The sequence below is a fragment of the Pannonibacter sp. CBAS1226 genome (assembly GCF_055685825.1).
The window spans coordinates 380721-396153 of the sequence record NZ_JBVOUO010000002.1; the positions used below are offsets into that span (position 1 = coordinate 380721).

A 15433-nucleotide genomic window follows, 5' to 3' on the forward strand; every position below is an offset into this window, starting at 1 on the left:
TGCCTTCCCGCTGCGGATCAGGTCGGATCGATGATGCCCATGCCCAGCATGCGCAGCGCGGTCATGCTGGGGACGAAGAAGTAGTCGCCGCCGCGCATGGTGACGAACTGAGGCAGGCGGGCGGCGATGAACGGCGGCTTGCCGCTGTCCTTACCCACTGCAATGACGAATTTGGCCTCTGCATCGTGACGGCCGAGTATCGGGCAGGTGTCGTTTCCGGCGTTGAAATCGAGGCCGTAGTTGATCCACTGCTGCTGCACGAACTCGAACTGGCGGAACAGGCTGGCGCACATGATCAGCATCAGGACGCCATGGTCACCGTCGTCGGTGGGCGCTGCCGGATCACTGGCGCCATAGGGCAGGCCCCGGCGCAGGATGCGGCGCCGGTTGTTCAGGACCGATGACGCCCTCTTGCGCGTTTCAGCCGAGCCGTAGCCGGGATCGAGATTGTCACGGGTGTTCATACGGCGGGTATGGGCGGTGATGGGACAGGCCGTGCCGTTGGGGTCGCCCTTGAAGTCGTAGTCGGTGATCACCTGCGACAGAGCCAGCACCTTGGCATCATCGCCTGCAATCTGTGCCTTCAGAAGATCCGACCGCCACGTGTTCCAGCGCTCGCTGATCCAGTCCTGATAGGTTGGGGCGAGGATGAGCGGGATACCGTCGGACCAGCGCCCGGCGAACTTGGCCATCAGCGTCTCATAGGCTTCGTCTTGCGGAACGCCCATGATGCGGGCGTAGAGTTCTGCCTGTTCGCTCATGTAGGATTTGAAGGTGGCGACGTTCTCGTGAAGCTTGCGGTAGGCGATGAAGGTGCCATTGCGCGAGAACTCCAGCGGCATGGCCGCGCCGGGCACTTCCTGCGCCTCGTCCGGATAGCCGAGCAGGAACTCGCCCGTCGCCAGCGGCTCCCATGTCTGGTCCGGCGTCAGCTTGCCGTTGCCAACCACAACGGTCTTTTCCGTTTCAGGCCCGTACTGGCCATGGAACACCGGGTCACTGATGCCGTCGGTGAAGCCGAAATGCTCCTTTGGCGTCGGAATGGGGTGGCCTGACGAGCGGTCGTAGAGGACGGTGACTTCCTGGAAATCCGGATTGGGGCCGCCGTGTCCGGCAAGAATTTCGACGCGATGTTCCGCACAAAGGGCGCGCAGGTTCGCCGTGGCCTTTTCCAGGGCATCGGGGACCGTCATCCGGGCATTCAGGGTGACGAGCATGTGGATGCGCCGGGCGATGGCGAGATTGGGCTCGCCATTGGTGCGCCAGACCGGATCCCAGTCCTTGATCGAACCGGCGGGGCCATCATCCCCCAGGATCATGCAGCGCTTGGGCATGCCGTCGATGAACTCGTCCGGGAAGCCCTGCAGGGTGCGTGTCGGCACGTCCAGCATGAACAGGCCGGAGAAGGTGAAGGCGATGTTGATGGCGATTTCGGGAGGGGTGACGGCAGTGCCTTTGCTGCCCGGCAGGGATGCGGCCGTCGTGACCTTGCGGCGGATCGCCTCGACAAAACGCCGCCCTTCGGCGGGGTCATTGATCCGCAGCGTGAAGTAGCGTGCTTTCGGATAGCCCTGCTTGCCATAGGGCGCCAGAATGTTGCCCTGAATGTCGGCGAGATCGAGTTTCACGGTCATGAAGAAGTCTCCTCGTCGTCGGCGGCTCAGCCGATGACACCGGGCGGTTGGGTGGGCGCGGACACATTTGCGGGCTGATGCTGGGTGATGAACTCGCCAAAGTTCCGGTAGAGCGTTTCGTCATCCAGCCCCTGGTTGGCGATCATGAAGCGCGTGAAATGGCGCTGCAGATAGATAGCCTTGAGAACGGAGCGCAGATCGGAATTGGGTGCCGGAGGGAAGGGAACGGCGCCCCGCCGCAGGACCAGGACGTATGCGAAAACCGCCAGAAGCAGCAGGCTGATGAAACCGCCGCAGGTGATCCAGCCCCAGGTGGAGGCTGCCATCCAGAGGAAGGGATCAACGCCAAAGAGACCGCTGATCAGCCAGCCGATGAGGCCGAGCACGAAGGCAGCGCCGGCAAGAATGGCTGGAAACGCGTAGAAGCTGAAGAAGCCACCGAGGGAAGGCAGGGGCGGCGGCGTGATCCAGTAGTCGTTGAAGGGCATGGTCGTCTCGACCTGGCAGTCGAGGATGTAGCGGGCGAAGCTGTCCGCGTCCTTCACCCGGTCGGCAAAGCCGTAGCAGTTGATGAAAACATCATGCAGCATCGGCTGCATCTGGGCCCAGAGTTCGCGCAGGTAGGCAGCGGGTTCCTCGGAGGGCGGAGCTTTGGGGTCGACGGGATCAAAATCCACGGCCCAGAGCAGGTAGGGGCAGGAAAGCTGATCCTGCGGCTGAGGCTGCGTCAGGTCCGTTGCGGCGATGGACGCATAAATGGAATCCTGCGGATTCCGGCCATTGTACATCGGGGTCTCAATGACCACGAAGCGTGTGAGATGTGTGCGCAGGTTACGTGCGAAGAAACTCTGGATGCCTGTGTGAATGGTCGCAGGCGATTGCAGCGCCACCGGCAAGGTGGAGAGGGTGCTGCGCAACTGGTCGGCATAGGAAACAGGCGTGTTGTCGTCCCGTTCCAGCAACTCGTCCGTCACTTTCGTTTGCGGCAGAAGGTCAGTGCGGACCGGCACCAGAACGGTGAGAAAATAGTGGCCACCATCGAAACTGGGCATTGGGTTCCTCCGGATCAGGTTGGGCCGTTGCGGTGCCGCGAGCAGCAGGAAAGCGGGACCGGTGAAGGGGCTGGCATCAGGCGCCGCTATCAGGCGCCCGGAGATGCGGGGCCGCTGGGCAGCGGTGGGCTGCCCCAGCGGGCGCGGACATAAGGCTCGCGGTTACGGTCGGCGTTTTCGGTGTCGTTACTGGCGACCGGGGCAAAGCCGGGAACGCCCAGGTTGTTCTGGGCCGCGATGCAGGCCTTGCGGTACGCCTCGGAAAATTGTTCCGGTGTCATCCGGCCATGGGCTTCCGCCAGCGGCAAAAGCTGGCTGTAGACCCTGAGCGCCATCTTGATTTCACGCTGCGAGGACCCGGGCGTCGCATTGTAATAATAGTCCGTGTCGATCTGGTTCGCCCGGATGTAGCGTTTGAAGGGTGAGATCGAAATGGAATGAGGGTATTTGGTGGAGCAGTACCAGAAGAGATCGAGGCCGCCGGGAATGCCATCGGAAAAGGCGTCGATATACTGGTCCCAGGTGCCGTTGAAATTGCTGCAGAAGAGCATGTAATCGTTCTGGAGCGTCTGTTTTCCTTGCCCCAGATCGGGCCACTGGTCGCGCCGGATGATGACCCAGCGGGCAAAATGGATGATCGACAGGCCAAGCAGACCGGAAAGCGTCGATGGCAGCACGCGGGCGACCATGAAGATCAGGGCATTGAGCCAGGACCATTTCGGCGGAACCGGCGTGATCACGTTCATGCCATAGGCTTTGCCCGCAACATTCGACATTTCAACGCCCCCTCAGACATTTCGCGTTAAGGTAGCACTCGCGCATCCGTGAAACCACATAAAAATCCGCAGAGCGGGTATGCAACCGCAAATTCAATCATGGGTTATAGGGTGTGTGTGCCGCTGATGGATGGACCTGCCCAGAGGCTTGCTTTAACAAGCTGCTTCGAACGGCTGTACGGGCGAGGAAGAACATGAAGTCCATTTGCGTTTTCTGCGGGTCGAATTTCGGCACGGACCCGGCATTTGAACAGGCCGCCCGCGAGACGGGGCGGGTGATTGCCGAGGCGGGCAAGACGCTGGTCTATGGCGGGGCCGCGGTGGGCCTGATGGGCGCGGTGGCCGATGGTGCGATTGCTGCGGGCGGCAAGGTGATCGGTATTCTTCCCGAAGCCCTCAAGGCCAAGGAGATGGAGCACAAGGGCCTCAGTGAAATTCACATTGTCCGCTCCATGCATGAGCGCAAGGCGATGTTTGCCGAACTCTCCGATGGCTTCATCACCCTGCCGGGCGGCACGGGCACCATGGAAGAGATCTTCGAGGTCTGGACCTGGGGGCAGCTTGGCTATCACTCCAAGCCCTTCGGCCTGCTCAATACGGCGCATTTTTACGATGCGCTGCTGACTTTCCTCGATGAGCAGGTTTCCAAGGGCTTTGTGCGGGCGGAGATGCGCAGTATGCTGCTGGTATCGGAAGATCCGGCGCATCTGATCGCAGGCTTTGAAGCCTATGTGCCGCCGGTGATTTCCAAGTGGATCAAGAAACAGGATACCTGACAGTCCGCTGATCGAAACGGCTGGTTAACCCGGATCAACCATTGTCCCGCGCAACAGGGGGCAGGCTTGCCGCAGGGCTGCCCCAATTGGCTGGCAAAGGAATGCCGTCTGGCCCGGCTGCCTGCCGATTTGCCGAAGCATCATTCTAGTGTCCGGAGTAATTCTCACATGCGTCTTCCGCTTGCCGCTGCACTTGGTCTTGCCCTGCTTCTGCCCGCATGCTCGCGAACGTCGGACTATGCGGAGACCACGTCTTCGGTCAGCACCATGTCCTATGCAGCGGTGCCGGCCGCGCGGACGTCGAATGTGACGCTGGTGCAGATCACCGGGGCCGGTGTTGGCGGCATCCGTGCCGGAACGGCCTATTCCTCCAAGGCCATTCAGGCTGCCCTTCCGGGCTTTACCACCGACACCATCCAGACGGCGGAAGAAACCACCACCGAAAATGCGCTGGGCGCGTTCAACTCGGATGGTTTCCAGGTGCTGCAGATCTTCCGTGGACGGGATGGCAATGTCCGCGCCGTGCATGGCGTGACCCATCATCTGGCCGGCCCCAACGGCGAGCGCATCGGCATGACCTTTGCCGAGGCCGGCATGCGCCGGTCCGATTGCCGTGTCGGCCAGAACCTGTGGCGCGGCATGGCCATCTGCCGTTCCAAGGGCGCGCCGAATGTGGAGCTTGTCTTCGCCATTCCGCAGTATCAGGGCCCTTGGGATGCCCTGCCGGATGAAGGCCAGCTGCGCGGCGCTGCCCTGCAGCGCATCGTCTGGACGCCTACCGCTCAGGGCTGACACCCAGACATTCGGCGATGGTGACGGGGCGGGCCTGATCGGCTAAGCCTGAAGGCATGAGCGCCGAATCCCTTGTCCGCACGCCGTCCGTTGACGATCTCGCCCGGCAGATCCTTGCCGGGAACAGGGCGATGCTGGCCCGTGCGATCACGCTGGTGGAATCGCGCAAGGCCGAGCACCGCCAGTCCGCGCGGGAGCTTCTTACCCTGTTGATGCCCCATACGGGCAAGGCACAGCGCGTCGGCATCACCGGCGTGCCGGGCGTCGGCAAATCCACCACCATCGACACGCTGGGCAGCAACCTGACCGAAGATGGCCACAAGGTCGCGGTGCTGGCGGTTGATCCCTCCTCCACCCGCACCGGCGGGTCCATTCTGGGCGACAAGACCCGCATGGCGCGGCTGGCTGTCGATCCGAAGGCCTTCATCCGTCCATCCCCCTCCGCCGGAACGCTGGGCGGCGTGACGGCGCGCACACGCGAGACGATGCTTCTGTGTGAAGCGGCCGGTTTCGACGTGATCCTTGTGGAGACGGTCGGCATCGGCCAGTCGGAAACGGCCGTCGCGGAGATGGTCGATTTCTTCCTCGTGCTCATGCTGCCGGGCGCCGGCGATGAGTTGCAGGGCATCAAGAAAGGCGTCCTGGAAATCGCCGACCTCATCGCCGTCAACAAGGCAGACGGCGAGGGGGCCATGCGGGCGCGGGCGGCGGCGGCCGATTACCGCAGTGCGCTGCATATCATGGCACCGCGCTCGCCCACGTGGTCGCCGCCGGTGGTGACGGTCTCCGGCCTTGCCAACGAGGGCCTGCGCGAGATGTGGGCGCAGGTGGAACTGCACCGCGACAAGATGCAGGCGACCGGCGAATGGCAGGAGCGGCGCGCCCGCCAGCAGGTGTCCTGGATGTGGGACATGCTGCAACAGCGGCTGATGGAGGCCCTGACCCGCGATCCCGGCCGGGCCGCCCATATTCGCGCGCTTGAGGACAAGGTGCGCTCCGGCGAGGTTCCCGCTTCCGCCGCCGTGGAGGACATCGCCAGACTTACCGGCATCTGACCCTTGCTTGCCCCTGTCTGCGGGCATGGTTCTTGCTCCCTGTTGCACAATGGCAGGTGGCAGCGCCGCCTGCTGCGCCAGATTGAAACGTGCGGTGAGGCGATGAGCGGGATTTGCAGGTCAGACAGGCTGAAGATGGGCCGCAGGGGCTTTCTGGCCGGGCTGGGCCTGTGCCTTTCCGGCACACCTGTTCTGGCGCTGACACAGGTGGCGGATCTGCGCGGCAGCATTGACGGGCAGGATCTGGGCCTTGTGCCGGACCGGCCCGAAGACCAGAGCGCCGCCATGCAGAAGGCCATCAACCGGGCCGTGGCCCGCGGCAAGGCGCTGTTTCTGCCAGCTGGCAGCTATCCCGTTTCCAACCTCGATCTTCCCTCCGGTGCCATGATTGTTGGCGTGCCGGGGCGCACACAGCTGGTGCATCTGGGCGGCGGCGGTGTGCTGATGGGGGCCAATGGCGCCAGCCGCATCCGTCTGGAGGGCCTCTCCTTTGACGGTGGCAACAAGACGCTGGGGGAGGGAAGCTTCGGCCTGCTGCATTTTATTGGCGTCACCAATCTCGGCATGACGGATTGTGAGATCACCGGTTCCAGCCGATCGGGACTGGCGCTGGACCGCTGCAGCGGCCATGTGGAGCGCTGCGTGATTTCCGGCGCGGCGGAGGCCGGCATCCGCTCCGTCGAGGGTGCGGGGCTGACCTTCTCCGGCAACACCATTACAGGATGCGCCAATGGCGGGCTGCTGGTGCTGCGCTGGACGCGAGGCGAGGACGGCACGCTGATCACGGGCAACCGGATCAGCGCGATTGCAGCCAAGGCGGGCGGCACCGGTCAGCACGGCAATGGCATCAATGTCTTTCGCGCGGGCGGCGTCATCATCGCCAACAACCACGTGTCGGACTGCGCCTTCTCAGCGATCCGGGCCAACTCGGCTTCCAATGTGCAGATCAGCGGCAACACATGCCTGCGCTCGGGCGAGACGGCGGTTTACAGCGAATTCAGCTTCGAGGGGGCCATCATCTCCGGCAATCTGGTGGATGGCGGCACCATGGGTATTTCGGTTGCCAACTTCCAGCAGGGCGGGCGGCTGGCGTCGGTCACGGGCAATATCGTGCGCAACATCCGCCTGGATGGCCCCTATCCGGAAGAAGTGGCGGGCTTTGGCATCGGCATCGCCGTGGAGGCCGATACGGTGGTCAGCGGCAATGTGGTCGAAGGCGCGCCCAAATACGGCATCCTTGCGGGCTGGGGTCCTTACATGCGCGACCTGTTGATTGCCCAGAACATTCTGAGAGACTGCCCGCTGGGCATTGCCGTGACCGTGGTGGAGGGCGCGGGCACGGCCGTCATCCAGGGCAATATCATTTCCGCAGCGCGCCGCGGGGCCATTGTCGGCCACCGCTGGCGCGAGGCGGTGACCGGCGACCTTGCCGGAGCCCGCACCGTCCCGCAGCATCTGACAATTTCGGGGAACACGGTGAGCGGCTGACAGCCCCTCAGGCGGAGGGCTGATCCATGCCGCCAAACAGGCGCCTGAACATGATGGGATGGAAAGCCTCGATATTGGAGGCCACATGCCGTGCCATCAGCTTGCGGCAGAGCTCCGGGTCCCGCTGACCAACTGCCTCGATGATGGCCACATGCTGATCCGGGAACAGATCCAGCCAGAAGGTTTCCCCCACGCGCTGGGCGATCATGAAACGGTGAACCAGCAGAAGTGTCCGCGCCAGAACCGGCATCAGGTTTGGCAAATCCGCGCGCTCGAACAGTTTCAAGTGAAAAGCGAGATCGACACGGCTGAGAAGGTAGCCATCCCCCAGATCACGGATCTTGCGGTAATCTTCGACCGATTGGAGCAGGAACTCACGGGTGGCCGTATCAATGTTCAGGCAGGCCCGGGCGATGCCGGCGCTTTCGAGGGCAATACGCTGGTGGATGAGGATCTCTGCCTCGGCCTCACTGATGCTTGTGACGAAGGTGCCTTGATAGCCCCTGCGTTCGACAAGCCCATCCTGTTCGAGCCGCAGCAGCGCCTCTCTGATGGTGCCTTGCGAGCAGGCGAACTCGTGCGCCAGGGACTGTTCGGTCAGAATGCTGCCGCCATTCAGCTCCGACAGCATGATGAGCCGTCTCAAGCTGCCGTAAACCGCATTCGATTTGCGCCCGTTCTCCTTCGGAAGCGTCGGAAACTTCATCTGCATCGCCACTGACATGCGGCTGTGCCCCCACCTTCTCACATGCACGTTCCGGGCAGCGGCCCGGCAGGAAACAGCAAACCAGACCCAAATGGCACCGGAGGCTGAAGCGTGCCGCTGACAGCAGAATGCTGATTGAAGCGGTCTTTTGGAAGAACCTTCTGGCGGGAACAAGCCTGCCGCGCCACTTCGGCAGCTGGAATTGTCTCATTCTGAAGCAAACGGCCTGCGATGCATGTAGATCAGCTTACAGTGACGCTTATCCGGACATGTATCATAATTTATCATGAAATTTGTATAGTACTGTAAACAAGTTTACGCTCGATTGGTCCGGTCTATATGGACCGGCTTCAAATTCCGCTGCGCGAGATGACGGAGATCCAGTTCTTCCAGGCCAGCTTTTCGATCAGATTTTCACCAAACCCGTGGTCCCGGAAGGCGGCGATCAGACGCGGCAGGCCCGAGACATCGCCGATATCGCGGGGCACAAGGCATCCGTCGAAGTCGGAACCAAGGCCAACGTGATCCTCGCCCAGCTTGTCAATGAGATAGGCGGCATGGCGCACGACTGTTTCGAGCGGCGTATTGCTGTCGGGGCGTCCATCCTCGCGCAGGAAGGCGCAGTGGAAATTGACGCCGGCAAGCCCCTTGCTTTCTGCGATGGCAGCCAGCTGGCGGTCCGTCAGATTGCGGGCGCTGGGGCACAGGGCATGGGCGTTGGAGTGGGAGGCGATGAGCGGCCTGTCCGAGATGGCTGCCACATCCCAGAAGCCTTTTTCGGTGATGTGCGACAGGTCCACCATGATGCCGAGAGCATTGCAGCGGCGCACAAGCTGGCGGCCAAGGTCTGTCAGCCCCTCGCCGGTATCGGGCGAGGAGGGAAAGGCCATGGGCACGCCGTCGCCAAAGATGTTGCGGCGGCTCCAGACAGGGCCGAGGGAACGCAGGCCCGCGGCATGGAGCACATCCAGCGCAGCAAGGTCCGGGCCGATGCACTCCGCCCCTTCGATATGCAGCACCATCGCCATCTGTCCGGCTGCCATTGCCGCCTCGATTTCGCGGGCGCTGCGGGCGATGCGGCAGGCGCCTTGCGAAGCGGCTTCCAGCTTCAGGGCACGCGATGTCATGGAAAGGGTCCAGCTCAGGGCTTCTTCCTGACCCAGCCGCTGATAGTGGCGCGGATCGGCGGAGCCAAGCGAGCGCATCAGCTGCATGTCCTGCACGCCGGGCACGAACATGGCGAAGAGCCCGCCGGCGAAACCGCCCGCCCGGGCGCGGGGCAGGTCTATGTGGTCCTCTGAGGAATGGTCGAAGAAGGACTTGCCGCGCCCGGCACGCTCGCGCATCTCCAGCTTGAGGAGAGTGTCATTGTGGCCATCGAAAACGGGCACGGGCGGATGGCCGGACTGTGATTCGCTCAAGGGAACCTCGTGAAGGGAGCCGGGAACTGGCGGAGGGCAGGCTGGAGTGGCGTCCATTTAGCCATTCCGGCACCCCATATGGCAAGCCGGAGCACGCATCTGTGGCGGAATTGCCGCGCTCGCGGGGATTTCATTTGTCCATTCTTCCCGAATATTGCCTTCTCCTGAAGAACCGGCGCAAAAGATGGCGTTTATGACGGTTCGTCAGGTCAAGGGTGAGCCCAAAATGGCAGCGGATGTTGCTTCGGAATTTGAACGTGAGTCGCGCGGTCTGAGCCGGCGTGGTTTTCTTTTCTCAGGTGCGGCGCTCATGGTGCTGTCGGCCGCTGGGTGCCAGACGCTCGAGCAGCCTGTCGGGCTGCCGAACCAGCCGCCGCTGCCGGACGAAAAGTTCGACTATGATCTGGCCTATGCGGCCCGCAAGGATGGCGACTGGAACATTCCGGCGATCAAGTACAAGAACTTTGACCGGCAGTTCTGGCGTCAGGTTGTGGACTACGAGACCAAGGAAGCCCCGGGAACGATCATCGTCGATCCCTATAATCACTTCCTGTACTGGACCATCTCCCGCAAGAAGGCCCTGCGTTACGGCATCGGCGTCGGCAAGGCCGGTTTCGGCTGGTCCGGCGCTGCGACGATCCGCATGAAGCAGGAATGGCCCGCATGGTTCCCGCCGAAGGAAATGATCGAACGCCGCCCTGAGCTGAAGAAGTACAAGGACGGCAAGATGGATGGCGGCATCGACAACCCGCTGGGTGCCCGCGCGCTCTATCTGTGGCAGGGCAATGTCGACACGCTGTACCGGATTCACGGCACCACCGAGCCGCAGAGCATCGGCCGCAGCGTATCGAGCGGCTGCATCCGCATGTGGCATCAGGACGTGATCGACCTCTATGAGCGCGTTCCGATGAACACCAAGGTCGTCGTTCTGGGGGATGCCATCCCGGACAGCGTGAAGAAGCAGATGGCCGAGGCGGAAAAGAAGAAGGCCGGCTGAGCCGCTTTCATTCCTGCCTTTCGAGACGATCGGGCCCCGCCATGTGCGGGGCCTTTTCCGTTCCGGCTCAGGTCAGGACGGGTGTCAGGGCCACATCGGAAAGAATGGCGCCGAAGTGGCAGATGGCAGCGGCCAGCACGAAGCTGTGCCAGATGGCATTCTGGAAGGGCAGGGACTTCCAGGCGTAGAAGGCCGTGCCCGCCGAATAGAGCGCACCGCCCGCCACCAGCAGCCAGAAGCCCAGCGGAGACGCGTTTTGCAGCAGCGGCTGATAGGCAAAGACGATGACCCAGCCGAGCGCCAGGCAGATCGGGACGGTGTATTTGTCAAAGCGCTGCAGGCGCACCAGCTTGATGGTGGCGCCCGTGATTGCCCCCGTCCAGACGACCGCAAGCACCAGCATGCCCGGCCAGCCGCCGATGACCATGGCGGCAAAGGGGGTGTAGGTGCCTGCAATCATCAGGAAAATGGCGGCATGGTCAAAACGGCGGAACCAGCTGGCATGGTTGTTCTTGGCCAGCATGTTGTAGAGTGCCGAACAGATCAGCATGGCCATCAGGCAGGCTGTATAGACGGAAATGCTGGCAATGCGCCCAGCCGCATCTTCCTGCGGGATAACCAGTGTCAGAAGAATGATGGTGGCTGCCACCCCCAGTGCTATGCCGATGACATGCACCGTTCCGTCTGCAATCCGCTCTGCTCTTGTCTGCTCCCGCATGCGCCCCTCGTCTGGCTATCTTCCGATTACGTCAACGTAATGTATCGTCCGGTCAAGCGCAAAGATAGATCCGTTCTTGTCAGATTTGATGGCGGCTGATGCCTGATTTGTGGGCATTTCCCCTGCGTCTTGTGCAGTCTTGCCGCAAGGTGTCTGCGGGAAATGCCGGTTTCCTGCCGTCCCGGTAGTCATTGCGCCTTGGCACGGCACTTGCAAAACATCACGCAGAGTTTAGCGGCTAGGGTTCCGGCGTCTCATGACGTGGCTGGTCCGAGAGCTGCTACCGGCGGGGAGACAGTCCGCCGGGTGCACGGCGGGATAAAAGCCCGGGAGACCTCGTAAGCCAAGGGATTGGCGGCGCGAAGGTCCATGCCGATCCCTTTCTAAAGATGCAAGAAGGGGAACACCAATGCAGACCATTTCCAAATTCCTGGCGTCCATTGCGGTTGCAGCCCTCGTGGCGGGCGCTCCATTTGCCGCCCATGCTGCTCCCAAGAAGGACTTCAAGGTTGCCTGGTCCATCTATGTGGGCTGGATGCCCTGGGGCTATGCGGCAGATCAGGGGATCGTGAAGAAGTGGGCTGACAAATACGGCATCACCATCGAGGTCACCCAGTTCAACGATTATGTGGAGTCCATGAACCAGTATACCGCCGGTGCTTATGACGCGGTGACGCTGACGAATATGGACGGCCTGTCCATCCCGGCCGCCGGCGGCGTTGATACGACAGCAGTGATCACCGGCGACTTCTCCAACGGCAATGATGCGGTGATCCTCAAGGACAAGGACAGTCTGGAGGACATCAAGGGCCAGAACGTCAATCTGGTCGAATTCTCCGTCTCGCATTACCTGCTGGCCCGGGCACTGGAGACCATCGGGTCGTCCGAGCGTGACGTGAAGGTGGTGAATACCTCCGATGCGGACATGGTGGCCGCCTTCCAGACACCGGACGTGACGGCGGTGGTGACCTGGAACCCTCTCGTATCCTCGATCATGGAAGACCCCTCGGCCCGCAAGGTCTTCGACAGCTCGCAGATCCCCGGTGAGATCATTGACCTCATGGTGGCCAAAACCGAAGTGCTGAAGGACAATCCGGAGTTCGGCAAGGCACTGGCCGGCATCTGGTACGAGACCATGGGCATCATGCTGGCCGATAGCCCGGAGGGCAAGGCTGCGCGCGAGGCGATGGGCGCGGCATCAGGCACGGATCTGGTCGGCTTCGAGGCGCAGATGGCGGCGACGATGCTCTTCGGCAAGCCGGATGAGGCCCTGGCCTTCACCCTCTCGGAAAGCCTGCCCAAGACCATGGACCTGGTGCGCAACTTCCTTTTCGAAAAGGGGCTCTTGGGCAGCGGTGCCGCCTCTGCGGACGTGATCGGTATCGAGATGCCGGACGGCAGCGTGCTGGGCGACAAGGAGAACATCAAGTTCCGCTTCACCGGCACCTTCATGGAAGCAGCCGCCAAGGGCGACCTCTGATCTCCTGCCCGGTCCGGGAATGGGGAGAGCCTCCATTCCCTCTCCCGCTGTCCCGAGAGGTACCTATGCGCTGGATCAATTCACGCCCGGGAAAAGGCGCCAGCCTGACACTGGTGATGCTGCCCTTCGTGCTGCTGCTGGCGGCCTACATGCTGGGCTCAGCTGCAAGGCTGGCGGAAAACCCCAATGACAAGCTCTTGCCGGGCCTTGCGGCACTTGGTGATGCCATCAGCCGCATGGCGCTTGAGCCCGATGTGCGGACGGGGGACTATCTCCTCTGGACCGACACCCTGGCGAGCCTGAAACGGCTGTTTGCGGGTCTTGGGATTGCCACGGTCATCGCGCTGCTGACCGGTCTTGTCATCGGCATCCTGCCCTATGCGCGGACGCTGCTTTCGCCCTTCGTCGGAGCCTTTTCCATGGTGCCGCCGCTGGCGCTGCTGCCGGTGCTGCTCATCGTCATGGGGCTGGGGGAAGCGTCCAAGATTGCGCTGATCGTCATCGGCGTTGCTCCCGTCATGATCCGCGACCTAGCGCTCAAGGCCATCGAATTGCCGCGCGAGATGATCGTCAAGGCGGAAACTCTCTCCGCCTCCTCCTGGCTGATTGCCTTGCGTGTGGTGCTGCCGCAGGTGCTGCCCCGGCTGATCACTTGCCTTCGGCTGCAGCTTGGGCCTGCCTGGCTGTTCCTGATCGCGGCGGAGGCCATCTCGGCGGACAGCGGTCTTGGCTACCGCATCTTTCTGGTGCGCCGCTATCTCTCCATGGATGTGATCTTTCCCTATGTGGTGTGGATCACCCTGCTGGCTGTCGTGACGGACATCCTGCTGGACAGGCTGCGCATCGCCGTCTTTCCCTGGTCTGAACTGGAGAAGGGCAAATGAGCGCGCTGTCCGTCAGGCACCTCTGGAAGGAATATGGCGACCAGATCGTGCTGGAGAATGTCTCCATCGAGATCGAGTCCCGTGCCTTCGTTGCGCTGGTCGGCCCTTCCGGCTGCGGCAAATCCACCTTCCTGCGCATGCTGCTTGGGCAGGAGGTGCCCACAAGGGGCGAAATCCTGCTCGACGGGATGCCGCTGCCGAAGGAGCCGGGCCCGGACCGGGGTGTCGTCTTTCAGCGCTACTCGGTGTTTCCGCATCTGACGGTGCTGGGCAATGTGATGCTGGGCAAGGAACTGCAAGCCTCGCGCATTGCCGGGCGGCTGTTCGGTGCGGCCCGCCGCACCTGTGCAGATGAGGCGCGGGCGATGATTGCGGCGGTTGGCCTTGCTGGCGCCGAGGCCAAGTATCCGGCCCAGCTTTCCGGCGGCATGCAGCAGCGGCTTGCCCTGGCGCAGGCGCTGATCATGCGGCCCAAGGTGCTGCTGCTGGACGAGCCCTTTGGCGCGCTCGATCCCGGCATCCGCGCCGAGATCCATACATTGATGAAGAAGCTCTGGCACGAGGCGCCGATGACCGTGGTCATGGTCACCCATGACATGCGGGAGGCCTTTACCCTCGCCACCCGCGTTGTCGCCTTCGAGCGCCCGCGCGACCGGCCCGAGGAGAAGCTGCGCTACGGGGCCACCATCACCCGCGATATCGGCATCTGGCCGCCCCGCAAGGCGGGACAGCCCTCACTCTTTCGCCCTGACCGGGACGGCCCGGTCTCTCTGGACGGGCAATAGCCGGGACGGCCCGGCCATCCATCCACAGGAGCTGCAACCGTGCACATCCGCCGTTCTCCCGAAGAGATCGCCGCCAACAGGGCGCGCTATGAGGAACATCAGAAGAAGGGTCTAGAGTTTGCCCCCAAGGCCCTGCCGGGCAAGAGCGTGAAGCCCGCGCCTGCCATCGCCGCAGACAGGATCATCCACCGGGAGGTCATTCCCGGCGGCTGGTACTGGACAACCCGCGTCAAGATCGGAGAAACCCTGCGTGTTGCGCTGGATGAGGGCCTGTCCACCGTGTCTCTGGTCGCCTGGAGCGCAGCGGATCCGAGCGAGCGGCTGAACCTGCCCGATACGGTGAAGGTTCAGTGGACCACCGCCCTTGCCATGGGCCGGGTGATCTTCTCCGACATGGGCAAGGTGATGTTCTCCATCACCGGGGACAGCTGCGGTACCCATGACTGCCTGATGGGCGGGTCCACTGCGGCGTCCAATGCCCGCAAATATGTCGGCGCAAACGGAGCCTCCTTGCGCAACACCCGCGACAACTTCGTGCTGGCCGCCACCAAGGCCGGGTTGGACAAGCGCGACATTCCCGCCGCTCTTGCCCTGTTTGCCCCCGTGCGTGTTGATGCAGAAGGCCGGTTCAGCTGGGTGGCGGACATGGTCTCGGCTGGCGACTACGTGGAGCTGCGCGCCGAGATGGACATGACCGTCGCCTTTTCCAACTGCCCGCATCCGCTCGACCCGAGTCCGGTCTATGCACCCAGTCCCGTCACCATCACCCGCATTGCGGCCAGTTTGCCCGCTGCGGACGACCTGTGCCGCACGGCAACCGCCGAAGCCGTGCGTGGCTTTGAAAACAATGCGCTGGCAGCGCTGTGAGG

The 15433-nt window shown here is 62.7% G+C and carries 15 protein-coding genes and 1 riboswitch; of the genes, 9 read left to right on the forward strand and 6 right to left on the reverse strand.

Annotation, left to right across the window (positions count from 1 at the left end; genetic code table 11):
• Positions 1–17 precede the first annotated feature (17 nt).
• The 3 genes from AC0CMF_RS08785 to AC0CMF_RS08795 all read right to left on the reverse strand — a co-directional run bounded on the left by AC0CMF_RS08785 (position 18) and on the right by AC0CMF_RS08795 (position 3462).
• On the reverse strand, positions 18–1634 hold the full coding sequence (locus tag AC0CMF_RS08785; protein WP_374628567.1) for a Dyp-type peroxidase: 1617 nt from the start codon (positions 1632–1634) through the stop codon (positions 18–20).
• 26 nt (positions 1635–1660) lie between these two features.
• On the reverse strand, positions 1661–2686 hold the full coding sequence (locus tag AC0CMF_RS08790) for a hypothetical protein (protein WP_374628569.1): 1026 nt from the start codon (positions 2684–2686) through the stop codon (positions 1661–1663).
• A gap of 89 nt (positions 2687–2775) precedes the next feature.
• On the reverse strand, positions 2776–3462 hold the full coding sequence (locus tag AC0CMF_RS08795) for a hypothetical protein (protein ID WP_058900449.1): 687 nt from the start codon (positions 3460–3462) through the stop codon (positions 2776–2778).
• Positions 3463–3656: 194 nt separating this feature from the next.
• Here AC0CMF_RS08795 and AC0CMF_RS08800 point away from each other — a divergent pair, with 194 nt between their 5' ends.
• The 4 genes from AC0CMF_RS08800 to AC0CMF_RS08815 all read left to right on the forward strand — a co-directional run bounded on the left by AC0CMF_RS08800 (position 3657) and on the right by AC0CMF_RS08815 (position 7573).
• The gene (locus tag AC0CMF_RS08800) at positions 3657–4238 is read left to right on the forward strand and encodes an LOG family protein (protein ID WP_050471004.1); all 582 of its coding nucleotides are present in this window, start codon (positions 3657–3659) and stop codon (positions 4236–4238) included.
• 168 nt (positions 4239–4406) lie between these two features.
• Positions 4407–5030 carry a DUF1131 family protein gene (locus tag AC0CMF_RS08805; protein WP_019962872.1) on the forward strand — a complete coding sequence of 208 codons (624 nt, stop codon included), beginning with the start codon at positions 4407–4409 and terminating at the stop codon, positions 5028–5030.
• A 56-nt stretch (positions 5031–5086) separates the two neighbouring features.
• Positions 5087–6085, forward strand: a complete 999-nt coding sequence (gene meaB / locus AC0CMF_RS08810) for a methylmalonyl Co-A mutase-associated GTPase MeaB (RefSeq protein WP_058900448.1) — start codon at positions 5087–5089, stop codon at positions 6083–6085.
• Positions 6086–6187: 102 nt separating this feature from the next.
• Complete coding sequence (locus AC0CMF_RS08815) at positions 6188–7573, forward strand: TIGR03808 family TAT-translocated repetitive protein (protein WP_208991397.1); 1386 nt, start codon at positions 6188–6190, stop codon at positions 7571–7573.
• Between the two features lie 7 nt (positions 7574–7580).
• On the opposite strand, the gene AC0CMF_RS08820 is transcribed toward AC0CMF_RS08815, so the two are convergent.
• Positions 7581–8279, reverse strand: a complete 699-nt coding sequence (locus tag AC0CMF_RS08820) for a GntR family transcriptional regulator (RefSeq protein ID WP_167665881.1) — start codon at positions 8277–8279, stop codon at positions 7581–7583.
• Between the two features lie 350 nt (positions 8280–8629).
• Positions 8630–9700, reverse strand: a complete 1071-nt coding sequence (locus tag AC0CMF_RS08825; protein WP_374628570.1) for a dipeptidase — start codon at positions 9698–9700, stop codon at positions 8630–8632.
• Positions 9701–9926: 226 nt separating this feature from the next.
• Here AC0CMF_RS08825 and AC0CMF_RS08830 point away from each other — a divergent pair, with 226 nt between their 5' ends.
• Positions 9927–10697, forward strand: a complete 771-nt coding sequence (locus tag AC0CMF_RS08830; RefSeq protein WP_123195607.1) for a L,D-transpeptidase — start codon at positions 9927–9929, stop codon at positions 10695–10697.
• 67 nt (positions 10698–10764) lie between these two features.
• Here the strand turns inward: AC0CMF_RS08830 and trhA are convergent, their stop codons facing one another.
• On the reverse strand, positions 10765–11415 hold the full coding sequence (trhA, locus tag AC0CMF_RS08835) for a PAQR family membrane homeostasis protein TrhA (RefSeq protein WP_050471009.1): 651 nt from the start codon (positions 11413–11415) through the stop codon (positions 10765–10767).
• 227 nt (positions 11416–11642) lie between these two features.
• Positions 11643–11750: riboswitch (guanidine-I (ykkC/yxkD leader) on the forward strand.
• Positions 11751–11824: 74 nt separating this feature from the next.
• Between trhA and AC0CMF_RS08840 the strand changes: the two genes are divergently transcribed.
• The 4 genes from AC0CMF_RS08840 (at position 11825) to AC0CMF_RS08855 (ending at position 15431) form a co-directional block, all read left to right on the forward strand.
• Positions 11825–12895: a putative urea ABC transporter substrate-binding protein gene (locus AC0CMF_RS08840; protein ID WP_374628572.1), complete on the forward strand. Its 1071-nt coding sequence runs from the start codon at positions 11825–11827 to the stop codon at positions 12893–12895.
• A 65-nt stretch (positions 12896–12960) separates the two neighbouring features.
• Positions 12961–13779, forward strand: coding sequence for an ABC transporter permease (locus AC0CMF_RS08845; RefSeq protein WP_058900442.1), 819 nt, complete (start codon positions 12961–12963; stop codon positions 13777–13779).
• Complete coding sequence (locus tag AC0CMF_RS08850) at positions 13776–14564, forward strand: ABC transporter ATP-binding protein (RefSeq protein ID WP_058900441.1); 789 nt, start codon at positions 13776–13778, stop codon at positions 14562–14564. The genes AC0CMF_RS08845 and AC0CMF_RS08850 overlap by 4 nt, the downstream gene beginning before the upstream one ends.
• Positions 14565–14603: 39 nt before the next feature.
• Entirely contained in the window at positions 14604–15431 is an 828-nt protein-coding gene (locus AC0CMF_RS08855) for an urea amidolyase associated protein UAAP1 (RefSeq protein WP_374628573.1), read from the forward strand.
• Positions 15432–15433: the final 2 nt, after the last annotated feature.